The 23652-nt window shown below is 58.8% G+C and carries 21 protein-coding genes; 11 read left to right on the top strand and 10 right to left on the bottom strand.

The window, feature by feature from the left end; translation table 11 throughout:
• Window positions 1–72: 72 nt before the first annotated feature.
• Together FB593_RS01765 and hemN are read right to left on the bottom strand one after the other, a co-directional pair.
• A complete protein-coding gene (locus FB593_RS01765) occupies window positions 73–357 on the bottom strand; it encodes an acyl carrier protein (RefSeq protein WP_019566223.1) in 285 nt (94 codons plus the stop codon).
• 114 nt (window positions 358–471) lie between these two features.
• Window positions 472–1821: an oxygen-independent coproporphyrinogen III oxidase gene (gene hemN / locus FB593_RS01760; RefSeq protein ID WP_145166281.1), complete on the bottom strand. Its 1350-nt coding sequence runs from the start codon at window positions 1819–1821 to the stop codon at window positions 472–474.
• 212 nt (window positions 1822–2033) lie between these two features.
• Here hemN and fnrN point away from each other — a divergent pair, with 212 nt between their 5' ends.
• The gene (fnrN, locus tag FB593_RS01755; protein ID WP_003515395.1) at window positions 2034–2759 is read left to right on the top strand and encodes a transcriptional regulator FnrN; all 726 of its coding nucleotides are present in this window, start codon (window positions 2034–2036) and stop codon (window positions 2757–2759) included.
• Window positions 2760–3144: 385 nt separating this feature from the next.
• On the opposite strand, the gene FB593_RS01750 is transcribed toward fnrN, so the two are convergent.
• The gene (locus tag FB593_RS01750) at window positions 3145–3567 is read right to left on the bottom strand and encodes a hypothetical protein (protein WP_003515396.1); all 423 of its coding nucleotides are present in this window, start codon (window positions 3565–3567) and stop codon (window positions 3145–3147) included.
• A 138-nt stretch (window positions 3568–3705) separates the two neighbouring features.
• Between FB593_RS01750 and FB593_RS01745 the strand changes: the two genes are divergently transcribed.
• From FB593_RS01745 to FB593_RS01720, 6 genes are all read left to right on the top strand, one after another.
• Window positions 3706–5565 (top strand): PHA/PHB synthase family protein, encoded by a 1860-nt coding sequence (locus tag FB593_RS01745; protein ID WP_145166280.1) that lies wholly within the window; start codon window positions 3706–3708, stop codon window positions 5563–5565.
• A 30-nt stretch (window positions 5566–5595) separates the two neighbouring features.
• Window positions 5596–6315 (top strand): DNA/RNA nuclease SfsA, encoded by a 720-nt coding sequence (gene sfsA, locus FB593_RS01740; protein ID WP_003515398.1) that lies wholly within the window; start codon window positions 5596–5598, stop codon window positions 6313–6315.
• 31 nt (window positions 6316–6346) lie between these two features.
• Window positions 6347–7180, top strand: coding sequence for a type I methionyl aminopeptidase (gene map / locus FB593_RS01735; protein WP_025593534.1), 834 nt, complete (start codon window positions 6347–6349; stop codon window positions 7178–7180).
• A 12-nt stretch (window positions 7181–7192) separates the two neighbouring features.
• Window positions 7193–8038, top strand: a complete 846-nt coding sequence (gene radC / locus FB593_RS01730; RefSeq protein WP_013636211.1) for a RadC family protein — start codon at window positions 7193–7195, stop codon at window positions 8036–8038.
• Window positions 8039–8184: 146 nt separating this feature from the next.
• Window positions 8185–8607 (top strand): TadE/TadG family type IV pilus assembly protein, encoded by a 423-nt coding sequence (locus FB593_RS01725; RefSeq protein WP_003515401.1) that lies wholly within the window; start codon window positions 8185–8187, stop codon window positions 8605–8607.
• A 1-nt stretch (window position 8608) separates the two neighbouring features.
• Window positions 8609–10348, top strand: a complete 1740-nt coding sequence (locus FB593_RS01720) for a TadG family pilus assembly protein (protein WP_003515402.1) — start codon at window positions 8609–8611, stop codon at window positions 10346–10348.
• Between the two features lie 67 nt (window positions 10349–10415).
• Here FB593_RS01720 and FB593_RS01715 read toward each other — a convergent pair whose 3' ends face one another.
• The 4 genes from FB593_RS01715 to rpiA all read right to left on the bottom strand — a co-directional run bounded on the left by FB593_RS01715 (window position 10416) and on the right by rpiA (window position 14878).
• Entirely contained in the window at window positions 10416–11792 is a 1377-nt protein-coding gene (locus FB593_RS01715; RefSeq protein WP_003515403.1) for a class II 3-deoxy-7-phosphoheptulonate synthase, read from the bottom strand.
• A gap of 250 nt (window positions 11793–12042) precedes the next feature.
• Window positions 12043–13431 carry a glutathione-disulfide reductase gene (gor, locus tag FB593_RS01710; protein WP_065687335.1) on the bottom strand — a complete coding sequence of 463 codons (1389 nt, stop codon included), beginning with the start codon at window positions 13429–13431 and terminating at the stop codon, window positions 12043–12045.
• 168 nt (window positions 13432–13599) lie between these two features.
• On the bottom strand, window positions 13600–14166 hold the full coding sequence (locus FB593_RS01705) for a DUF2059 domain-containing protein (RefSeq protein WP_013636215.1): 567 nt from the start codon (window positions 14164–14166) through the stop codon (window positions 13600–13602).
• A 16-nt stretch (window positions 14167–14182) separates the two neighbouring features.
• Complete coding sequence (rpiA, locus tag FB593_RS01700) at window positions 14183–14878, bottom strand: ribose-5-phosphate isomerase RpiA (protein WP_111796384.1); 696 nt, start codon at window positions 14876–14878, stop codon at window positions 14183–14185.
• Between the two features lie 192 nt (window positions 14879–15070).
• On the opposite strand from rpiA, the gene FB593_RS01695 reads away from it, so the two are divergent.
• Together FB593_RS01695 and FB593_RS01690 are read left to right on the top strand one after the other, a co-directional pair.
• A complete protein-coding gene (locus FB593_RS01695) occupies window positions 15071–15772 on the top strand; it encodes an HAD family hydrolase (protein WP_111799635.1) in 702 nt (233 codons plus the stop codon).
• Window positions 15773–15795: 23 nt separating this feature from the next.
• A complete protein-coding gene (locus tag FB593_RS01690; protein ID WP_145166279.1) occupies window positions 15796–16368 on the top strand; it encodes a hypothetical protein in 573 nt (190 codons plus the stop codon).
• Window positions 16369–16436: 68 nt separating this feature from the next.
• On the opposite strand, the gene FB593_RS01685 is transcribed toward FB593_RS01690, so the two are convergent.
• Window positions 16437–18374 (bottom strand): L,D-transpeptidase family protein, encoded by a 1938-nt coding sequence (locus FB593_RS01685; RefSeq protein ID WP_013636218.1) that lies wholly within the window; start codon window positions 18372–18374, stop codon window positions 16437–16439.
• Between the two features lie 408 nt (window positions 18375–18782).
• Here FB593_RS01685 and fumC point away from each other — a divergent pair, with 408 nt between their 5' ends.
• Both fumC and FB593_RS01675 read left to right on the top strand, forming a co-directional pair.
• Complete coding sequence (fumC, locus tag FB593_RS01680; protein ID WP_041694538.1) at window positions 18783–20174, top strand: class II fumarate hydratase; 1392 nt, start codon at window positions 18783–18785, stop codon at window positions 20172–20174.
• 208 nt (window positions 20175–20382) lie between these two features.
• Window positions 20383–21315: an alpha/beta hydrolase gene (locus FB593_RS01675; protein WP_113157799.1), complete on the top strand. Its 933-nt coding sequence runs from the start codon at window positions 20383–20385 to the stop codon at window positions 21313–21315.
• A 66-nt stretch (window positions 21316–21381) separates the two neighbouring features.
• Here FB593_RS01675 and FB593_RS01670 read toward each other — a convergent pair whose 3' ends face one another.
• Together FB593_RS01670 and secG are read right to left on the bottom strand one after the other, a co-directional pair.
• Window positions 21382–23019, bottom strand: coding sequence for a CTP synthase (locus FB593_RS01670; RefSeq protein ID WP_035198927.1), 1638 nt, complete (start codon window positions 23017–23019; stop codon window positions 21382–21384).
• Window positions 23020–23169: 150 nt separating this feature from the next.
• Window positions 23170–23628 (bottom strand): preprotein translocase subunit SecG, encoded by a 459-nt coding sequence (gene secG, locus FB593_RS01665; RefSeq protein WP_065687408.1) that lies wholly within the window; start codon window positions 23626–23628, stop codon window positions 23170–23172.
• Window positions 23629–23652: the final 24 nt, after the last annotated feature.

The raw sequence follows: 23652 nt of genomic DNA, 5'->3' as shown, positions 1-23652 counted from the left end.
GGTCGGTTACGACCCGTCCCTGAAGGTCAGGTCCAGAAAAAGAAATGCCCGCTCGAAGCGGGCATTATCGCCTCAGCCCTTGGCTGCGCGCAATTCGTCGATCTTGGCACAGAGGTTCTTCAGCACGAAATATTCTTCGGTGGTAACCTTGCCTTCGTTGACTTCCTGCGTCCACTGCTCGAGCGGAATCTTGATACCGAATTCCTTGTCGATGGCGAAAACGATATCCAGAAAGTCGAGGCTGTCGATGCCCAGATCGTCGATCGTGTGGCTTTCCGGCGTAATGGTTTCGCGGTCGATTTCGCTGGTTTCGGCGATAATGTCGGCAACCTTGTCGAATGTAGCTGTCACGCCCATAATCCTTATTGTCGTTCGTATTAAATATCCTGTCTGACGCACCACATAGGCAAGTCGCACAAAAAAGCCAATGGTTTCGTGACGTAACTTTGAAATTTGCCTTAAAACTGTTGCCTAAACAGCAACCGAATGACGGCCGCGTCCGCTGCCGAGATAGGCGTCGAAGGTTGCCGCGATATGACGGACAAAGGGTTTTCCCGCCTCCGTCACGGCAAAAACATCGCCATCCATCCGCACCACACCGTCCCTGTCGCCGCCAGCGAAAAGCTGCGCCTCCATGCTGACGGAATGGCTGACCCTGCCGAAACGCCGCTTCAAATCGCCCAGATCGAGCGAAAAATCGCACATCAGCCGCTCGATGACATAGGAGCGCAGGTGATCCTCGTCAGACAATTCTATTCCCTTTAGAACCGCGAAACCACCCTCGCCCACCATCCGCTGATATTCCCCCGTCGCCACCATGTTCTGCACGTAGCCCTGGGGCAACCGGCCGATCGCGGATGCACCAAGCCCGATCAGGGCATCGGCCGTGTCAGTGGTGTAGCCCTGAAAATTCCGCCGCAGCTCCCCCGTCTCGACCGCCCGGCTCAGAGTGTCGGCGGGCTTGGCGAAGTGATCGATCCCGATTGCCCTGTAACCCGCCTTGCCGAGCATCTCCGCCGCCATCGTCATCTGGCGGTAGCGCTCGGCAATATCTGGCAATGCCTGCTCAGGGATCAGCGACTGGTGTTTTTTCATCCACGGAACATGCGCATAACCGAACAGCGCGATCCGGTCGGGGTCGAGTGAGATGATCTGGTCAACCGTCTGTTGCAATGTCTCGCAGGTCTGGAACGGCAGGCCATAGAGAATGTCGCAATTGACCGAGTGAACGCCCCTTGCCCGCACGGCATCTACCACCGATTCCGTCTGCTCGAAGGTCTGAATCCGGTTGATGGTTTTTTGCACTTTGTCATCAAAGTCCTGCACACCGAGGCTCGCGCGCGTCATGCCGATGACGGCAAGCGCGTCATAGCGACTTTCGTCAAGATCGTTCGGGTCCATTTCCACGCTGATTTCGGGCGCCAGACCAAAGGTGAAATGGCGTCTTAGGCAGTCCATCAAGCCCACCATGTCTTCAGGCCTCAGCATAGTGGGAGAACCGCCGCCAAAATGCACTGCGCTGACCACTGCATCGGGGGAAACAAGCGAGCCGACGGCTTCTATCTCCCGCCTAAGTGCCTCAAGATAAACGGCAATCGGCTCGTATTTCAGCGTGTGCTTGGTGTGGCAGGCACAGAACCAGCACAGCCGGTCGCAATAGGGAATATGCAGGTAAAGCGATATCCGGTTCCGGTGGCCAAGCTCGCCGAGCCAGCGGCGATAAGTGCCATTATCGATTCCCTCGTGAAAGTGCGGCGCGGTAGGATAGCTCGTGTAACGCGGCACGGCGCCCGAATATTTGCGAAGAAGTTCGGTATTCATCCCCGGATTTGCCTTTTATCAAGAAAATGTCGATTTCCTCCCCTTCAGTAACGGCTGCGACAGTTTGCAACTTTGACTTCAATCAAATTGCACCTTAAGTTCTTGCTAAAGTAGACGCGGGGGCGACGACTACACGGCGCAAGCCTTCGAAAAGACCGGATTTTACACCTGCGGTCGCATTCGTCCCTTAAAGCCAGCATCGGAAAAGGCTGATGGACACGCTACAGAAGACCATCCACAATTCGGAATATCCCGTCGTATGCCGCTCCTGCGAGGCGCGTCACGGTGGTCTTTGCAGCACGTTGACGCCGCAGCAGCTCTGCGACCTCAACCGTCATTCCAGCCGTAAGAAGCTGGAAGCGGGCAACGAGCTGCTTGCCCAGGGGGAGCTCGTCAGCTCCTACGGCAACATTCTCAACGGCGTGGTGAAGCTCTCGAAGATGATGTCAGATGGCCGCCAGCAGATCGTCGGCCTGCAATTTGCACCGGATTTTCTCGGCCGCCCGTTCATGGCGGAAAGCAAGATGACGGCGGAAGCCGCAACCGATGTGGAAATCTGCCTGTTCCCGCGCCGCATCGTCGACCGCATGGTTTCCGAAGTGCCGGATATGGAACGCAAGCTTCACAGCCAGTCTCTGAAGGAACTGGATGAGGCGCGCGACTGGATGCTGACACTTGGCCGAAAATCGGCGCAGGAAAAGGTTGCCAGCTTCCTTTATATGATCGCCACGCATATCGATCCGGAAAAGGACGATAAATCAACGTTCGACCTGCCGCTATCGCGCGCAGATATAGCCGATTTCCTTGGTCTCACCATCGAAACAGTTAGTCGGCAAATGACTAAGCTGCGCAAGGAAGGCACGATCAGCATCGAGAACAACCGTCATATTACAGTGCCGGACCTCGATATGCTCAGCGAAGCCGCCGGAAACGACTGACCGGCGTTTTTCAACTTTTCATCGTCCCTGAGGCGCTGACGTTCCGATGTTGATGTACGGCGCCCGCGCCTGCGCGGGTGCGAGCGCAAAACCGGCAAGAACCAGCAAAGCAGCGATGCATCTCATGATATTTCACCCTGTCTACCGCTTTTTCAGCGGCCTGTTTGTTATGACCGCATCATAAGCGGCAAAGCGCATCCATCCGCTTAACATCTTCAGTAAGCAGATGGTTCAAAGGCAGGGTAAATAAGGGGTTATGAGAACGGCTTGGTAACAGAATGAAGCACAAGGATTGCCGTTATCCTCGGCCTTGTGCCGAGCGAATCTCGAGATCCACAGGTTGTCGATTCTCGGTAAAGGCCCCAGAACGACGAACGGAAGAACCTCACTGCGTAACAGGCGTCGCAACCGGCTTCTGGTTTTCGCCAAGCGCCCGTAATTCCGCGACTCGGCGTTTGTATTCAGCTTCCGAAATCTGGCCGTTGCGGCGTGCAGCACCGAGGCGCGACAGGTTCGATTCCATTTTGGACGCCTCGTCATCCCCCATCTGGCTGCCGGCAGCCGTAATCGGCGCTGAAAAGCTTGGATAGGTGCCGGTATCGCGTCTCTGGCTCACCACATTGTCGCTGACGGGGCGCGGGCCGACGATCTGGGCTTGCGGGTGGGGCATATGGGCCGGTGCGACGATCGGTGCCGGGGTCTTGCAGGCGGCAAGTACTGTAACGAGCATGGCGCCGGAAAGCGAAAGAAGGGCGATCCTTCCAGCGTTTTCCGCAAATCTTCCCCATGTACCCATGTGCTTGCCCATCGTCATGTTCCGCCTGTAAGGATATCGCCGATATCGAATTCGACTGCGGTTCGGCTCTTCGTGGCCTCCCCTTGCTGGTGGAACTTGTATTCGTTTTCATGCAGAATGTGCAAACACAAATTTGGTGGAGGACAGCGCATGGCAGGTGTTGACGGCGGGGCAGAGAAAAAGGGTGGCAAAACGCCCGGTTTCGACGCCACATCCGCCGAGGCTTACCTGATTCGCGACCCGGAAGCCTTTGCGGTCAACATCGCCCGCGCGCTGGAAAACCTCGGCAAAGCCGCGTCCGAATGGCTGGCACCCCGCGAACGCGGTGAAATTCCGCAGACCAGCGCCGATCCGATGACCGACCTCGTCAAGACGCTGTCCGACGTCGCCGAATATTGGATGGCTGAACCGAAGCGCTCGCTCGAAGCGCAGACCCATCTGCTTTCCAGCTATTACGATCTGTGGACAAAATCGGTGGCGCAGTTTTCGGAAGATGCCGATTCCCGCTCGGAAAAAGCCGCACAGACCGGCCCGGCAGAGCGAAAGAACAGGCGTTTTGCCGACGCGGACTGGCAGGCCAATCCATTTTTCGATTTTCTCCTCAAAGCCTATCAGACCACCGTCGGTTTTGCCGACCGGATGGTTATGGAAGCCGAAGGGCTGGACGAGCACACCCGCACCAAGGCGTTGTTTTACATGCGCCAGGTGACGGAAGCCCTCTCGCCGGCCAACTTCGTCTTCACCAATCCGCAGGTCTTCCGCGAGACGGTCGCGTCGAGCGGGGCCAATCTCGTCAAGGGCATGGCACAGCTTGCCGAAGATGTCGCGGCCGGCCACGGCCATCTGAAACTGCGCCAGACCGATTACAGCAAATTCGTCATCGGCCAGAACATCGCCATCACATCAGGCAAGGTGGTTGCCAAAAGCCCGCTCTGCGAGATCATCCATTACGCGCCGACGACGAAAAAGGCCCTCAAACGGCCGCTGCTCATCGTGCCGCCATGGATCAACAAATTTTATATCCTCGATCTCAACCCACAGAAATCCTTCGTTAAATGGTGTCTCGATCAGGGTCACAGCGTGTTCATGGTCTCGTGGATCAACCCGGACGCCAGGCTGGCCGACAAGGGTTGGGAGGACTATATTCGCGAAGGTATCGATTTCGCCCTCGACACGATCGAGGAGCAAACCGACGAAAAAGAGATCAATGCCATCGGCTATTGCGTCGGCGGCACGCTTTTGTCTTCGGCCCTGGCATTGCATTCGCAGGAAGGCAATGAGCGCATTCGCAGCGCCACACTTCTCGCAGCCCAGACGGATTTCATCCATGCGGGCGACCTCAAGGTCTTCATCGACGAAGGCCAGCTCGCCGCGCTCGACAGGCACATGCAGGCCGTCGGTTATCTCGATGGCTCGATCATGGCCACAGTCTTCAACATGCTGCGCGCCTCCGATCTCATCTGGCCCTATATGGTCGATAATTATCTGCGCGGCACGGAACCCCTGCCCTTCGATCTCCTCTACTGGAATTCAGATTCGACCCGGGTGACCGCTGCCTGCCATTCCTTCTATCTGCGCAATTGTTATCTCGACAACAATCTCGCCCGCGGGCTGATGCGCGTGGCGGACAAACGGATCAACCTCGGCGACATAAAAATCCCCGTCTATGATCTCGCCACCCGCGACGACCATATCGCGCCAGCGAAATCGGTCTTCACGGGGGCGGCACTGTTTGGCGGCCCCGTGGAATTCGTGCTCGGCGCTTCCGGCCACATAGCCGGTGTGGTCAATCCGCCGCAATCCGAAAAATACCAATATTGGACAGGCGCGTCACCATCCGGAGACTTTGATGCCTGGCAGGCCGCAGCCACGGCCCACAAGGGATCATGGTGGGTGCACTGGCAAAACTGGATCGAAAGCCAGAATGGCGAAAAGGTAAAGGCAAGGGCGCCGGGAGACGGCAAGCGACCAGTGCTCGGCGATGCCCCCGGAACCTACGTCCTGTCCTGACCAGCCCCCACCTCTCATCTTTCAGGCCACATGCTCTTCACGCCCCCACTCGTTCCCGCCACGCTGATCGCCCGCTACAAGCGTTTCCTCTTCGACGCTGTTCTGGAGGACGGCACGGCGATTACAGGCTCCTGCCCCAATACCGGCTCCATGCGCGGATTGACCACGCCCGGCTCGCGTATCTGGCTGTCCGAGCATGACAGCCCAACCCGCAAGTACCGGCATATGCTGGAAATGGTCGAGGCCGATGGCACCGTGGTCGGCATCAATACCGGCATGCCGAACCGGCTGGCGGAAGAAGCGATCCTCAATGGCCGCATCCCGCAGCTTGCCGGCTATTCGACGATCCGGCGCGAGCAGAAATACGGCCGCAATTCCCGCATCGATTTCCTGCTTTCCGAAATTGGGCGGCCGGATGCCTATGTGGAAGTAAAAAACGTGCATTTCATGCGCGAAAAAGGTCTGGCCGAATTCCCTGATACCGCCACCAAACGCGGCGCCAAACATCTGGAGGAGCTGGGCGACGCAGCGGAGGCCGGTCACCGCGCGGTGATGCTCTATCTCATTCAGCGCAACGATTGCGACCGGATGCGCATCTGCGATGATCTGGATCCGGTCTATGCGCTGGCGTTTCAGCGAGCCATGTCGCGCGGCGTGGAGGCCTATGCGGTGAAATGCGACGTTTCCCCGGCACAAATTTCAGTCACGGGAACGGTTAAGATGGACGAATGGCGTCCGGCTGTTTTATGAACAGGGACGTGAAGAGACAGAAAGCACTATGATGGTCACCTATATCGACGCAGCCTCCGCCCCCCTCAAGAATACCGGCGTCATCCGCCTTTATACCCCTGAGGATTTCGACGGGATGCGCAAGGCGTGCCAGCTGACGGCGCGTTGCCTCGACGAACTGGCGGCAATCGTCAAGCCGGGTGTGACGACTGATGCCATCGACCGTTTCGTCTTCGAGTTCGGCGCCGACCATGGCGCTTTGCCGGCAACACTGAATTACCGCGGTTATACGAAATCCGTCTGCACCTCTATCAACCATGTGGTCTGCCACGGCATTCCGGACGCAAAGCCGCTGCGTGAAGGCGAAATCGTCAATATCGACGTGACCTATATTTTGGACGGCTGGCACGGCGATTCGAGCCGCATGTATCCGGTTGGCACGATCAAGCGCGCGGCTGAACGTCTGATGGAAGTGACCTATGAATGCCTGATGCTCGGCATCGCGGCAGTGAAACCGGGTGCGCGCACCGGCGCGATCGGCGCAGCTATTCAGGCCTATGCCGAGGCAGAACGCTGCTCGGTGGTGCGTGATTTCTGCGGCCACGGCGTTGGACGCCTGTTCCACGACACCCCCAATATCCTGCACTACGGCCGCCCGGACGAAGGCCCGGAGATTCGCGAGGGCATGATCTTCACCATCGAACCGATGATCAACCTCGGCAAGCCGCATGTGAAGGTACTCTCCGATGGCTGGACGGCAGTAACGCGCGACCGCTCCCTTTCCGCACAATACGAACATGCGGTCGGCGTAACCGCGACCGGTTGCGAAATCTTCACACTGTCGCCGGGCGGCTTTGACCGTCCGGGCCTGCCGCCACTCGCATAAGGCCAGACCGCCATGGCAAAACGCCCTGCCCCGCCTTCCGCCGATCTTCCATCGACCTCCGGCTTTCAGGCGGGAAACGGCGATCTGTTCGACGGAACGGATGAGCGCGGCTTCTTTGCCGAACCGCGAAGTGCGGTGAAGAAGACCTCGGAACACCCCGCAGCCGTTGCGGAGCCGGAAGCGGAGATCGCACACTATCACGGCCATCGGGACAGGCTGCGGGCGCGTTATCGCGACGGCGGCGATACCGCCCTTGCCGATTACGAACTGCTGGAGCTTCTGCTTTTCCGGCTGATACCGAGGCGTGACACCAAACCCATCGCCAAGGCGTTGATCGCCCGCTTTGGTACCCTTGGCGGGGTGCTCGGCGCGCCGCTGCCGCTGTTGCAGGAGGTGAAGGGCGTGGGTGAGGCCGTGGCGCTCGATCTGAAGCTCGTCGCCTCCGTTTCCCAGCGCATGCTGAAGGGCGAAATCCGCAACAAGCAGATTCTCGGCTCCTGGTCTTCGGTCATCGACTATTGCCATGCCGCCATGGCCCATGAAACCCGCGAACAATTCCGCATCCTGTTCCTCGACAAGCGCAACGTCCTGATCGCCGACGAGGTGCAGGGTCAGGGAACCGTGGACCACACGCCGGTTTACCCGCGCGAAGTGGTGCGCCGCGCCCTCGAACTTTCCTCTACGGCTTTGATTTTAATACATAATCATCCGAGTGGAGACCCTACCCCCTCGCGTGCCGATATCGAGATGACCAAAACCATCATCGATACGGCAAAGCCGCTGGGGATAGCGGTGCACGACCACATCATCATCGGCAAAGACGGCCACGCCAGCTTCAAAGGGCTTCGGCTGATCTGAAATCCATGGGTATCAACGCGAAGGCCTTTCCCGGCCTGCAACCCATAAGAGCGACATCAATACAAAATTAACACCTACAAATTAGCATTTCCGAAAATAAGAATAAAGGCATCTGACTTTGGTGCCTGAAGAAACGGGGGTGCTTTATGCGTAATGGAGTGCATTTCCTTCGTGATCGATCCGGCTCGTCCGCTGTCGAGTTCGCCATCGTCGCGCCGATTTTCTTTCTCGTCCTGCTGACCATGATTGCCTACGGTATCTACCTGATGGCCGCCTATTCGGTGCAGCAGATCGCCGCCGACGCGGCAAGGACGGCTGTTGCCGGACTGAATACGACCGAGCGCCAGCAGCTGGCCCGTGATTTCGTCACCAAAAGTGACCTCAGCTACGCCTTCATGGACAAGACGCGTTTCACGGTCAACGTCGCCACCGATCCCGCCAATGCCAACCAGTTCACGGTCAAGGTGGAATATGACGCCCGTGATCTGCCGATCTGGAGCCTCTACAGCTACACCCTGCCCGAGCCGGTCATCCGGCGTTTTTCCACAATCCGGATCGGAGGAGCATGACATGCAAAATATCTCTTCTTTGCTTCCCCGTTTCCTGAAGGATCGCACAGGCAACATCGCCATCTCGGCCGGGCTTACCGCACCGCTTTTCATCGGCATATTGGCGCTTGGCGTCGATTACGGCTATCTGACCCTGCAGAAGCGGCAATTGCAGCAGACCGCCGATCTTGCCGCCATATCAGCGGCGGCCAATGCCGCTGATCCCGAAAAGGCGGTCCAGCAATATTTCGCCCTCAACGGCATGAATCTCGGGGTCAAGACACCGAATGGCCTCTTGACCGTGGACGGTCTTCAACCTTTCGACCCCTTGAACGAATTTGCCAAGAGCAACGGTTATGCCGAAGTCGTCAAAGGTCACTATGAGCCGGACGCGACCCTGCCTGTCGGCCAGCGTTTCGTCGAAAATGCACTTCCCACCAATGCGATGAAAGTGAATATCGTCGAAAAGGGCCAGATATTCTTTGCCTCCGCCTTCACCACGCCGCCCAAGATTTCCGCGGCCGGAACGGCCTCATCCCAAAAGATCGCGGCATTTTCGGTGGGCTCGCGACTGGCGAGCCTCGATGAAGGCATTTTGAACAGCCTGCTCGGCGGCCTGCTCGGCACCACGGTCTCGCTCAAGGTTATGGATTACCAGGCGCTTGTGGCTGCTGATGTCAACGCGCTGCATGTCGTCGAAGCGCTGGCTGTCGATCTCAACCTGACAGCCGGCACCTACAAGGATGTCCTGAAGACGGAAATCACCTACGGCAAATTCCTGGACGCGCTGACGAAGACCACCGGCCTGCAGCCGGCTGTGGCCAACATTCTGAAGACGCTGGCAAAAACCGCCAACAAGAGCAACATCAAGCTCAAGCTTGAAGAAATCCTCAATCTCGGCCCGTTCTCGGACAAGCTGATCGGTAGCGGCGAAAACCTCAAGGTCACCGCAGGCGTCTTCGATCTCCTCAACGCCGCCGCCGTGGCAGGCAATGGCGGCAACCAGCTGGCGCTCAACCTCAACGCCAATCTTCTCGGTCTAGCCTCGGTCAAGACGACGCTCGCCATCGGTGAACCACCCGTCGAAACGCCGTCGCTTGCCGTCGGCGGCCAGGGCACCGTGGTGCGCACCGCACAAACCCGGCTGGCGGTCAGTGTCGTGGTTGACGGGCTTCAGGCGATTGCCGGTCTGAAGGTCAATATTCCGCTCTATGTGGAAGTCGCCCATGCCGAAGCGCGGCTCGCCGACATTCGCTGCACGGGCGGCGGACAGGGTACGGTCGATGTCGAAGTCGTTCCCGGCGTCGCAGAAATCGCGCTTGGCAATGTCGATACCACGGCCTTTGCCAATTTCGGCAAGGATCCGCGCGTCACCAAGACCGCGATCGTGGATTCGGCCCTGCTCGCCATCAATGGCAGCGCCCTCATCAATGCCACGAACATGACGAAGACCAAGCTGACCTTTACCCAGTCGGATATCACCCAGGCCAAGATCAAGAGTGTTTCCACGAAGGATACCGTTACCACTCTTGTCAGTTCACTGCTGAAGAACCTCAATCTGGATATCAGGCTTCTCTTCCTTAATATCGATCTGGGAGGTCTGGCGGGCATCCAGTCAGCGCTTGCCAACACGCTCGCGGCAGTCACGGCGCCCGTGGATCAGCTGCTCTACAATGTGCTGCTGGTACTCGGCGTCAAGATCGGCGAAGCCGATGTGCGCGTCACCGACGTTCGCTGTCAGCAGCCGGCACTCGTCCAGTAATCAGGCCGACAACCATAAAAAAAGCCGCCGGCAGTATCCGGCGGCTTTTTTGTTTGATCTGCCTCTGTCAGGCAGTAGCAATTGCCAGACGCTTCTCGTCACGGCCGCTCTTCATGCGCTCGGACAGAAGGAAAGCCAGTTCCAGTGCCTGATCGGCGTTGAGACGCGGATCGCAATGGGTGTGGTAACGATCCGACAGCGAATCTGCCGTCACGGCGCGCGCGCCGCCGGTGCATTCCGTCACGTCCTTGCCGGTCATCTCGATGTGGATGCCGCCCGGATGTGTGCCTTCGGCGCGGTGGATCTGGAAGAAGCTTTCGACTTCCGACAGGATGCGCTCGAACGGACGCGTCTTGTAGTGGTTGAGCGTGATGGTGTTGCCATGCATCGGATCGCACGACCAGACGACCTTGCGGCCCTCTTTCTCCACGGCACGGATAAGCTTCGGCAGGCTGTCGGCAACCTTGTCGTGGCCGAAACGGCAGATCAGCGTCAGACGGCCGGCCTCGTTTGCCGGGTTCAGTGCGTCGATCAGCTCGATCAGATTATCAGGCGTCAGCGACGGTCCGCACTTCAGGCCGATCGGGTTCTTGATGCCGCGGAAATATTCCACATGCGCATGGTCGAGCTGACGCGTGCGGTCGCCGATCCAGATCATGTGGCCAGACGTGGCATACCAGTCACCGGAGGTCGAATCGACGCGGGTCAGCGCCTCTTCGTAACCGAGCAGCAGAGCCTCGTGGCTGGTGAAGAAATCGGTTTCGCGCAGGCTAGGATTGTTTTCTGCGCTGATGCCGATTGCCTGCATGAAGTTCATGGTCTCGGAAATCCGGTCAGCCAGCTTGCGGTAACGATCCGCCTGCGGGCTGTCCTTGATGAAGCCGAGCATCCACTGGTGAACGTTTTCAAGGTTGGCGTAGCCGCCCATTGCGAAAGCGCGCAGCAGGTTAAGCGTCGCCGCCGACTGGCGGTACGCGTCGAGCTGTCGCTCGGGGTTCGGCACACGCGAGGTCTCATTGAACTCGATGCCGTTGATGATGTCGCCGCGGTAGGACGGCAGCGTCACCCCATCGAGCACTTCCACGTTGGAAGAGCGCGGCTTGGCGAACTGACCGGCAATACGACCGACCTTCACCACCGGCAGCTGCGCACCATAGGTCAGGACGACAGCCATCTGCAGGAAAGCGCGGAAGAAGTCGCGGATATTATCCGCGCCATGCTCGAGGAAGCTTTCGGCGCAATCGCCGCCCTGCAACAGAAAGGCGTTGCCGTCTGCCACATTGGCAAGCTGCTTTTTCAGGCGGCGGGCTTCACCGGCAAAAACCAGCGGCGGATAGGTCGCAAGCGTGGCTTCCGTCGCCGCAAGCGCTGCCGCGTCAGGATATTCGGGAACCTGCTGGATCGGTTTCTGCCGCCAACTGCCGGGTGTCCAATTCTGTGCCATGTCCTTACCCTTTTCTCGCCCGCGCATTTGTGCACGACCGCCTCGAAAAATTGAGCGGCTTATAGCTCCAAGCACAGGCTTTGCATAGCCGATGTCAGGGCCATCGGGCCCATTCCGCCCGTTTTGGGCGTTTAACGTGCATAAAAGTCAATTCAAACGATTTAACAAACCCGCCACCACCCGGAAAACAACGGTTTTCAAGTGGTGGCGAGCCAAGCGGAGACGTGATCACGTCGCGCAAGCGACGGCGTTACACGCGCTCGCCGTTCACCACGCGGTAGCTTGGCGAATACATCGTCACCAGTTCCTCGGCCGCTGTTGGATGAACAGCCATGGTGCGATCGAAATCGTCCTTGGTGCATCCGGCCTTCAGCGTGATGCCGAGAAGCTGCGCCATTTCGCCCGCCTCGTGGCCGAGAATATGCGCGCCGACGACCTTACGGTCGGCGGCATTGACGATCAGCTTCATGATCGTCTTCTCCTGACGCCCGGACAGCGTTGCCTTCATCGGACGGAACTGCGCGCGATAGACTTCCAGTTCCGGGTATTTCTTGCCCGCTTCCTCTTCAGAAAGTCCAACCGTGCCGATTTCCGGCTGCGAGAACACCGCAGTGGCAATAAGCTCGTGGTCCGGCTTGGTCGGGTTGTTCTTGTACTCGGTTTCGATGAAGCACATGGCCTCGTGGATCGCCACCGGCGTCAGCTGTACCCGATCGGTGACGTCGCCCAGTGCGAAGATACTAGGAACGTTCGTGCGCGAATACTCATCGACGATGATTGCGCCGCGCGCATCCACCTTCACACCGGCATTTTCAAGGCCTAGACCAGGCGTATTCGGATCGCGACCGAGCGCCAGCATCACCAAGCCGACATGCAGCGAGTTGCCCTGCTTCGTCCGTGCCACAAAGCCGCCCGCACCGTCCTTGCTCACTTCCTGAATGACGTCTTCAAGAATGATACGAATGCCCTTGGCTTCCATCGCTTCATGAAGGCCCTTGCGCATATCGTGATCGAAGCGCGAAAGGATTTCCTTGCCGCGATAGATCAGCGTCGTTTCGACACCGAGTCCGTGGAAGATATTGGCGAATTCCACGGCGATGTAACCACCGCCAGCGATCAGGATCGATTTCGGCAGCTCTTCCAGGTCGAAAGCCTCGTTGGAGGAGATCGTCAGCTCGTGGCCGGGCAGCGCCTTGTGTTCGTTCGGCGTACCGCCAACGGCAATCACGATACGCTCGGCCGTGAAGGTCTCACCAGTCTTCGTCAGCTTCACGGTATGCGCATCGACAAGCTCTGCACGGCTGTCGAAAATATCGGCCTTGGCGTTATCCAGACCCTTGCGGTACAGCCCTTCGAGACGGGTGATTTCCCTGTCTTTCGCTTCAATCAGTTTTTTCCAGTCGAAACGACGCTCGCCAACGCTCCAGCCGAAACCTTCGGCGTCCTCGAAATGCTCAGGAAATTGCGAGGCATAAACGAACAGCTTCTTCGGCACGCAACCACGGATGACGCAGGTTCCGCCGTAACGGTATTCCTCGGCAATTCCCACACGCTTGCCGAGTGAGGCGGCAACGCGAGCGCTGCGCACCCCGCCCGAGCCGCCACCGATAACGAAAAGATCGTAGTCATAAGCTGTCATAGTCAAAACCCCTGATCAAAACCACGTGCCATCGGCCTCAAGGCGGGCTGTGGCGTATTCATGGCACATATAGGTGCTGCGACGCACAAATGAAAAGCCCGACCTTGCGGCCGGGCTTTGAATATTTCTGAACGTGAGCTTTGGGACCCGACGCTCTATCTATTTCACTCAGGGCTTGTGAGCCGGAGCGCCACCGGTGTTGCCCTGATCGGCCGGAAGCGGCTTCAGATCAGCGCCGGCCACCTTCTGCAATTCGGTCATGCTGGAGGTGTTCAGATCGCGGTTGATGCCCGCGGCCCAGATGTCGGCAGCCTTCATCAGTTCGCGCGTGGCGATAGGGCCGTCCTTCAGAAGCTTCTTGCCGGCTTCGCTGCTGTAGAAGGTGGAGATGGCGTTCAGCTCTTCGACGGAGAAGGCGCGCGCGTAGGTGAGTGCTGCCTCGCGTTCCAGATCGGCGCGGCGCGGCGCAAGCTCAAGTGCCTTGGCGTCGACAGTCGCGGTGATCGCGTCCTGCACATTCGGCGATGCCTGAATGAGTTCGGCCTTCAGACGTTCCGCCAGACCCGGCAGGATATCATCGAAACGGTCAGTAACGCCAAGAGAGGCGATCGCCTGCCGTGCGGCAGCGATATGCGCTTCCGAAATTTCCTGAGCGCGTGCGGCAGTACCGAACACGATGCCGGAAATGAGGATCGAAGCAGCGGCAGCTTTGCCCAGTCCCGCTAGTTTGATCATGAAAATCTCGCTCCTGTTATACTGCCTGCATCACGCGGGCGCCTTCAGGACCCGCAATGATGGCAAGCGATGCCAAATTTATGAAAAGTCCGTGCTCGACAACACCGGGGATAGTGTTCAGCTCGCGTGCAAGCGCTTCTGCATCAGGAATACGGCCAAAAGATGCGTCGAGAATGAGGTGTCCACCATCCGTCATGAAGGCGCCGTCGCCCGACGAACGCATCGTCAGGTCGCCCGAGAGGCCGGACCGCGCCGCCAGTTTCTCGATGGATATCTGTGTCGCCACCTGACCGAACGGATTGATTTCGATGGGAAGCGGAAAAGCGCCAAGCGTCTCCACAACCTTGCTCTGGTCGGCGATGACGATCATGCGGGCGGATGCCGCCGCCACGATCTTTTCGCGCAGAAGCGCACCGCCACCACCCTTGACGAGTCGCAGGCCGTGATCCACTTCGTCCGCACCATCGATGGTAAGGTCCAGTTCCGGTAACTCATCGAGGGATTTCAGCGGCACACCAAGCTCCACGCAAAGGCGCGCGGTACGCTCGGATGTCGGCACGCCTTCGACCTTCAGGCCTGCAGCAACCTTTTCCGCCAGAAGCCTGACGAATTCCTCAGCTGTCGAGCCCGTGCCGATACCAAGTCGCATCCCGTCTTGCACATGGGACAATGCGGCCTCGGCGGCCTTGATCTTCATCTGGCGGGCATCCATGTGCCTGAAACTCCGGTAGCTTTGTCGTCGCCGTGCTGTTTACACGGGTCGAAAGCCAAACGAAAGCATTTTTGCAGGCAACGAACAGAACGTTGTGGTGCGGTTGCAAAGACAAAGCCGTTTGCCTAGGCTTGGCCACAACGAACGCACCGATATCATCGCCAAAAGCATTCTCTCAAGAGGCCAGTTCCCGTGACATCCCGCCCGCTCTCCCCGCTCGCCATCTTCGACCTCGATGGTACGCTCGTCGACACCGCCGCCGATCTCGTTTCGAGCCTCAACCACACCATCGCCGCAGCCGGTCTTGCCCCCGTTACCTATGACGACCTGACGCATCTCGTCGGCCAGGGCGCGCGCGTGATGATCAAGCGGGCCTTCGCGCTGCGTCAGGTAGAATTGCCGGAAGCCGAACTGGAGCCGCTGTACGAGCGTTTCATTGACCATTATCGCGAGGAAATGCCCGGCGACAGCCGCCCCTACCCCGGCATCGTCAGCGTACTGGATGCGCTTTCGTCAGCTGGCATCACGCTCGCGGTCTGCACCAACAAGACCGAAATCCTTGCGATTCCACTGCTCGAAAAACTGGATCTCACCCGATATTTCGCCGCCATCACCTGTGGCGACACCTTCCCCTTCCGCAAGCCTGATGCGCGCCATATTCTCGGCACCATCGAAAAGGCTGGCGGCGACCCGCAGCGCTCGGTCATGGTGGGTGACAGCATCAACGACATTCTCGCCGCCAAAAATGCGGCCGTCCCATCGATCGGCGTCACCTTCGGTTATTCGGATGTGCCGATGGCCGAACTCGAACCAGATGTCGTGATAGATGATTTTGCAACGCTAACGCCAGATCTAGTGGGAAGGCTGCTGACAGAACGCAACGCCGCTGCATAAATCGGAACACTCTCAGGCTCGCCATGGTCGATCGCAATTTCCTTTTCCCTCGCACCGCCGTCGGCATTGTCGCCGTCGGCGATTCTGGCGAGGCCCTGCTTTTGAGGGCAATGCTGGAAAGCCTAGGCGCATCGGTAAGGCTTTATCTCCCCGGCACGCCGGAAGACATTCTGGTCTGCCTGAAACAGCCCGATAGCCCGCCGCCCTACCTCATCATCAGCGGTCATGGCGATGAAAACGGCCTAGTCGTCGGCGAGTGCGACCCGGAGATAACCCGAACAGAACTGAAAGACGGCAGCATGCACGCCGACATTCTCTCTGGTAACATCGACCTGCGGGACACAGTGGTGTTCAGCACCGCCTGCTGCACGGGTTCGCAGGATTTCGCCAAAGTATTCATCGAAGGTCGAGCACACGCCTACATAGCCTCACACGGCTATCCCGATGGTGCGGCAACGCCGCTTTTCGTTCATCTATTCTTTTACCAACTCCTCATCCGCAAATCATCGCTGGAAGATGCGCTGTTGAGCGCAAACATGCTCGACGGCGATGGCGAACTGGCATTCACGCTTTTTACGGCATCGTCGCTACGATAGTAACTGGCAGTCGCAGAAACAAAAAAAGCGCCGTTTCCGGCGCTTTCTTTTTCTCAATGAGATTTCTATCAAATCGACGCGGCCCGCGCCTTCGTCGTTACCGCAAACGCCTTCTGGACGTAGCTGTCACGGTCGTAGACGTCGTCGAAGAACTGCACCTTGCCGGCCTTGTCCGGCCAGGCGGTAAAATAGGCCACGTAGACCGGTATCTTCACCGGCACCTGCACGGCGCGGTTCTTGCCCGCTGCAATCTGCTCGTTGACCTTGTCGACGCTGGTGCCAAGAACCGCCGCCGCCATGCGGCGCGGGTCGACCAGACGGATACAGCCGTGGCTCAGCGCCCGCATGTCGCGGTTGAAGAAGCTCTTGGCAGGCGTATCATGCATGTAAATGGCATGCGCATTCGGGAACAGGATTTTCAGGTCGCCCAGTGCATTGTCGCTGCTTGGCGGCTGACGCACCGAAACGGCATTGGTCGAGCCGAACCAGTTGACGCTGGTGGAAGAAACCGCACGTCCACCCACCTGTACCTCATAACCAAGTCGGTCGAGATAGGACGGATCGCGGCGCAGCTTCGGCAGCATCTCGTTGACGATGATCGACTGCGGAACGCCCCAATAGGGGTTGAATTCGACGGTCTGGATTTCGTCCTGAAAGAAGTAGGTCTGGTTGGCCTTGGAGCCGACCACCACCTTCATGCCGAACTGTTCCTGTCCGTCATTGTGGTAATAGGCCATGAAGGCGGGCTGGTTGATCAAGACGTAGCGCTGGCCGAGATCGGCCGGCAGCCAGCGGATCTGCTCCATCGCCACCTGCACCTTGGCAATCCGGGCGTCGTTGCTTTCGCCGACCATGGCACGCACGGTCGCGCGGCCGATGACGCCGTCGGCCTTCAGGCCGTTTTCGCTCTGGAATGCCTTCACCAGATCAACGAGATCAGGCGTATAATCCGGCGTCTGCTGGTAGCCGGAAATGATCGCCGCATGTTCCGCCTTGAAGGCAGGCGAAGCGCGATGTTCGATTGCCTTGACGACGCTCGCCATGTCGCCGCTGCTGTTGCCGGGTTTCAGCACCAGATCGGCGGGAACCTTGACCGTGTTGGCCGCATCACCCTCGCTGCGCAACCGGGCCAGTTCGGCCTTCAGCGCCAGATATTCGGCGTTCGAAGGTTCACGGCTGCGCAGATAGGCTGCGATATCGGGGCTGAGGCCTGCAAGCTTCAGCACGGGCGCAAGGTTCACCGTCTTGCGCTTGAAATCGTGGTAACCGGACAGCCGGTTCGGATCGACACGGCCACGCGTCGTATCCTGCACATAGGCCAGGACCTTGGCGGAAAGCGCAAGCTCGAACTGCATCTGCGCGCGCTGATAGGCGTCGGAGGTCGATGCGGAAGCCACTTCCACCGGCGTGCCGGATGCGTTCGCGCCTGCGCTGATGCTGGCGGTCACGTCCTTTGCGGGTACTGAAATGCTGTAATCGGCCGGATCGAGGCCGCTTTCGCCAACAGTCTCCAAAAACGCCATGACGGCGTTCGCGCGGGCAGTCAGCTCGCCTTCCGAAACCCAGAGCGCCTTGCCGCCGGCACCGTAATAGGCTTCCAGAGCCTTGCCGATTTCGGGGGTGGCGCTGAACTTCACATTGGCAAGACCCTCGCCGAAATTGGCGGTGTTCACAGCGCGTGCGGTATCGGCCTTGTAATCGTAATAACGTGGACCGGAAACACGCGGCAGAGGCTCGGGATCGGATGCATCGGCGCTCGGTCCGACCGTCGGCGGCGAGGTGACGATACCGGCTGGCGGCATTTCCCCGCGATCGCGCGCAACCTTGCCAGGCCCGCCACGCAAAAGGTCCATCAGCGTTACCGCGCCGGCGCTGCCGGGAAGAGCGGTGGAAACGGAAAGACCGAGAGCCAGCACCAGCGCTGCCGATGTTTTTCCAGATGTGACTTGCAATTTGATCCTCGTAGCACCCAGCGCCGCCAACGAAGACGGAGCATCCAGTTTCATGCTTGTCTAGCCGATAGACGGCTCGTTGAAAAGAAAACGCCGAAGTCCAGAACGCACCCGAAATGAACCTCATATTACGGCCAAAACCGTAAAAACGTAATTTCCAGAATTGGCGAGAATGGTTAAATTTCTATTTATTTCATTCACTTTGCCGTGGTTGGCCAAGCCGTTCCAAGCCGATGAAACCCGAGTTTTCCAGGCTTTTATCGACGTAGTAAAAATGACACGCCAAGGTCTTTTTCTTAACCGGGCAGGATGAGCGCCAAAATCGCCCTGTCCCAAGGGAAATATCTGCCAGGCATGCCTCGCAACGCTTTCATTGCCAGCGCGATGATTCTATATATCGGCGCGCGCAAGGCGGGCGAAGTGCCGTTTTGGCGGAGGAAAACGAGTAAAAAGGCAAGATTGATGACAGCCACACGGACGGAAACCGATACATTTGGACCCATTGAAGTTCAGGCCGATCGCTATTGGGGCGCGCAGGCGCAGCGCTCGCTCGGCAACTTCAAGATCGGCTGGGAAAAGCAGCCCGCCTCTGTCGTTCGCGCGCTCGGCATCGTCAAGCAGGCCGCCGCCCGTGCGAACATGGCGCTTGCAGGCCTCGACAACAAGGTAGGCGACGCCATCATCGCAGCTGCACAGGAAGTCATCGACGGCAAGCTGACCGAGCATTTCCCGCTGGTCGTCTGGCAGACCGGTTCCGGCACGCAATCCAACATGAATGCCAATGAGGTGATTTCCAACCGCGCAATCGAGATGCTCGGCGGCGAAATGGGCACCAAGAAGCCGGTTCACCCCAACGACCACGTCAATATGAGCCAGTCCTCGAACGACACCTATCCGACGGCGATGCACATCGCCTGCGTGGAAGAGATCGTTCACCACCTGCTGCCGGCCCTCAAGCACCTGCACACGGCGCTGGAAGCCAAGGTCAAGCAGTTCGAAAAGATCATCAAGATCGGCCGCACCCACACGCAGGATGCCACGCCGCTGACGCTCGGCCAGGAGTTTTCCGGTTATGCCGCGCAGGTCGCCTCGGCGATTGCCAATATCGAACTCACCCTGCCTGCACTTTCCAAGCTTGCCCAGGGCGGCACGGCGGTCGGCACGGGCCTGAACGCCCCCGTCGGTTTCGCTGAAAAGGTTGCCGAAGAGATTTCCAAGATCACCGGCCTGCCGTTCGTGACGGCGCCGAACAAGTTCGAAGCGCTTGCCTCGCACGATTCCATGGTGTTCTCGCATGGCGCGATCAATGCCGCAGCAGCAGCCCTGTTCAAGATCGCCAACGACATCCGCTTCCTCGGCTCCGGCCCGCGCGCCGGTCTTGGCGAATTGTCGCTGCCGGAAAACGAACCCGGCTCATCGATCATGCCGGGCAAGGTGAACCCAACGCAGTCGGAAGCGCTGACGCAGGTTTGCGCCCACATCTTCGGCAACAATGCAGCGCTCTCCTTCGCAGGCTCGCAGGGGCACTTCGAACTGAACGTCTATAATCCGATGATGGCCTACAACTTCCTGCAGTCGGTCCAGCTTCTGGGCGATGCCGCCGTCTCCTTCACCGACAACTGCGTCGTCGGCATCGAAGCCCGCGAAGACAACATCAGGAAGGGCGTTGAGAACTCGCTGATGCTCGTCACGGCTCTCAACAGCAAGCTCGGCTACGACATCTGCGCCAAGATCGCCAAGACCGCGCACAAGAACGGCACGACACTGCGCGACGAGGCCGTCGGCGGCGGATACCTCACGAACGAGGAATTCGACCAGTATGTGCGCCCGGAAAACATGATCGGCCCGAAGTAAGCCGGTCGAGATTATCGCTGGAATAGAGAACGGGCCTTCGGGCCCGTTTTTTGTTTGTTCGATTGACGGATGAGCGATGAGACCGTGGTGTAGGGCCAAAGCATCGGGATGTCCCGGTACTGACCACTCTTGGTGTTTTAAAATCGTCCCCGTAAGCTGTTCTTCCGCAGAGAATGCCGAAACCAGGTGCACGATTGAGGATGACATCATGATCTGCCGCCGCAGCCTGCTTCTTGGTGGTGCGTTCCTCGCCACGGCCATGAAAGTCCCAAGTCTGCTTGCGCAAGGCGATAGGCAATGGATTTCACTTTGGCCCGGCCCGCCTCCGGGTGGCGGTGGTCCGAACGGCGTCCCGGATATAAGCAAAAAAGGCGCTGTCACCAACATTGCCGTACCGAGCCTGGAGGTGTTCGCTCCCGCAAAGCCAAATGGTTCCGCAATGATCATTGCAGGTGGCGGTGGATATAAACGCATCGAGGAAGGCAAGGAGTCCTATCCCGCCGCACGCTGGCTCGCGGCCAGAGGCATTTATGCTTTTGTCCTCACCTATCGTCTGCCGATTGAAGGATGGGCTGCTGGACCGCTGGCACCGCTTCAGGATGCGCAGCGCGCATTTCGTCTGGTGCGTGCACGCGCTTCGGACCGGCGGATCGATCCGTACAGGATCGGCGCACTTGGTTTTTCTGCGGGCGGGCACTTGATGGGGTTGGCCGCCGCCCGCTCGGCTTTTGCGTCTTACGAAGCAGTCGATGATATCGACAGGCAATCAGCCCGGCCGGATGTTGCGGCCCTGATCTATCCGGTCATCACGCTTGCAGCGCCCTATGAACATACATCGACCCGGAGGTCACTTATCGGCAGGCACCCGACAGACGAGGCAACACGAGAGTGGTCAGTGGAAAGCCATGTGAGCAAAGATTGCCCTCCGGTCCTCCTCACGCAGGCGGATGACGACCGGATTTCCAATCCCGCCAATAGCCGTATCATGCAGCAGGCGTGCGAGAAGGCGGATGTGAATGTCGAATTTCACCCAATCATTTCTGGTGGCCACGGCTTCAGCATGGGCAAGCCCGGAACCCCCACGCAAGAATGGCCTGGATGGTATGAGGCATGGCTGAGGAAGCACAACCTTCTGGCCTGACGCTTTCTGTGCGCACCCCAATAAAAAAGGGCCGCAAAAGCGGCCCTCCCCGTATCATTCAAACCGTCAAACCAGCCGGCTCTGCTCCACCGCCGCTTCGACGAAGCTGGCAAACAGCGGATGCGGATCAAGCGGGCGGCTCTTGAGTTCCGGGTGGTATTGCACACCGATGAACCAGGGATGGTCAGGATATTCCACCGTTTCCGGCAGCACACCATCAGGAGACATGCCCGAGAAGACGAGGCCGCACTCTTCCAGCCGGTCCTTATAGTCCACATTCACCTCGTAACGGTGGCGGTGGCGCTCGGAAATATCCGTGGAACCGTAGATTTCGGCGATCTTCGTGTCCTTCTTCAGCGCTGCCTTGTAAGCGCCGAGACGCATGGTGCCGCCTAGATCGCCCTTGGTGGAGCGCTTCTCCAGCTCGTTGCCCTTTACCCACTCGGTCATCAGGCCAACGACGGGCTCAGCCGTCGGACCGAATTCGGTGGAGGAGGCATTCTCGATGCCGGCCAGATGACGCGCCGCTTCCACGACTGCCATCTGCATGCCAAAGCAGATCCCGAAATAGGGCACGTTGCGCTCACGGGCGAACTGCGCCGCCATGATCTTGCCTTCCGAACCGCGCTCGCCGAAACCGCCCGGCACCAGAATGCCGTTGACCTTTTCGAGATAGGGCGTCGGATCTTCCTTTTCGAAGACTTCCGACTCGATCCACTCCAGCTTGACCTTGACGCGGTTGGCAAAACCACCGTGATGCAGCGCCTCGATCAGCGACTTGTAGGCGTCCTTGAGGCCGGTATATTTGCCGACGATCGCAATCGTTACCTCGCCTTCCGGCGTGCGGATACGGTTGCAGACCTCTTCCCACTGTTCCAGACGCGGCTTCGGCGCCGGTTCGATACCGAAAGCGGCCAGCACTTCCGAATCGAGACCTTCATTGTGGTAGGCGATCGGAACGTCATAGATGTTGGCAACATCCAACGCCTGAATGACGGCGGAAGGACGCACGTTGCAGAACAGCGAAAGCTTGCGGCGTTCCGCTTCCGGGATTTCCCGGTCGGCGCGCACCAGCAGAATGTCGGGATGAATGCCAAGCGCCTGCAGCTCCTTCACGGAATGCTGGGTCGGCTTGGTCTTCAATTCGCCGGCTGCCGGAATATAAGGCATCAGCGTCAGGTGAACATAGATTGCAGTGCCGCGCGGCAGATCGTTGCCGAGCTGGCGGATCGCCTCCATGAACGGCATCGCCTCGATATCACCCACGGTGCCGCCGATTTCGCAGATGACGAAGTCGTACTCGTCATTACCTTCGGTCACGAAATCCTTGATCTCGTTGGTGACATGCGGAATGACCTGAACGGTCGCGCCGAGATAGTCGCCGCGGCGTTCCTTGTCGATGATGTTCTTGTAGATGCGGCCAGTGGTGATGTTGTCGGTCTTGGTCGCCGAACGCCCCGTAAAGCGTTCATAGTGGCCAAGGTCGAGGTCCGTCTCGGCACCGTCGTCCGTCACAAACACTTCACCGTGCTGTGTCGGGCTCATCGTGCCGGGATCGACGTTCAAATAGGGGTCAAGTTTGCGAAGCCGCACCCGATAACCACGGGATTGCAGCAATGCTCCGAGTGCCGCAGCTGCGATGCCCTTACCGAGAGAGGAGACCACGCCGCCTGTGATGAATACATATCGCGCCATGGGATTCACCGGATACCTTTTTACCTCTGATTCCGCCAGCCCAAATTTCATGCTGTTGCAAATTCGCTGTTGACGAATTGGCAATGGGATGTGTCGAAATGCGAACAAAAGAAAACCGGCAGGCTTTTGGCCTGCCGGAGCGTTAAATCATAACCGGGCTTATTGACCGGTCGGAACTGCGTTCGGATCGGCGGGCTTGGCCGGCGCCGGAGCGGCTTCACCAGCAGTGGCCGGTGCAGGCGTGGTCTGCGCAGGTGCTGCAGCGCCGCTGTTGGTCGGAACGCCATTCTCAGCCGGAGCCGGCGTTGCCGGCGTCTGTGCCGGGCCGAGCGTGTCGAGAATGCCGTTGCCCTGACCCTGCGTGGCCGGAATACGGTTCAGAATATCCGTCGGGCGCGATTCGTACCGGGTCAGAAGACCAAGTCCGAGCGACGTCACGAAGAACAGCGCGGCAAGGATACCCGTCGTGCGGGTCAGCGCATTGGCCGTTCCGCGCGCGGACATGAAGCCCGAACCGCCGCCGATGCCGAGGCCGCCGCCTTCGGAACGCTGGATCAGAACCACGCCGACAAGCGCCAGCACGATCATGAGGTGAATAACAATCAAAACGGTCTGCATGACAATCCATTCCATGCCCCGCGC

The sequence above is a fragment of the Rhizobium sp. SJZ105 genome (assembly GCF_007828365.1).
Lineage (GTDB): Bacteria > Pseudomonadota > Alphaproteobacteria > Rhizobiales > Rhizobiaceae > Agrobacterium > Agrobacterium tumefaciens.
This window is presented reverse-complemented; position numbering and strand designations above follow the sequence as displayed.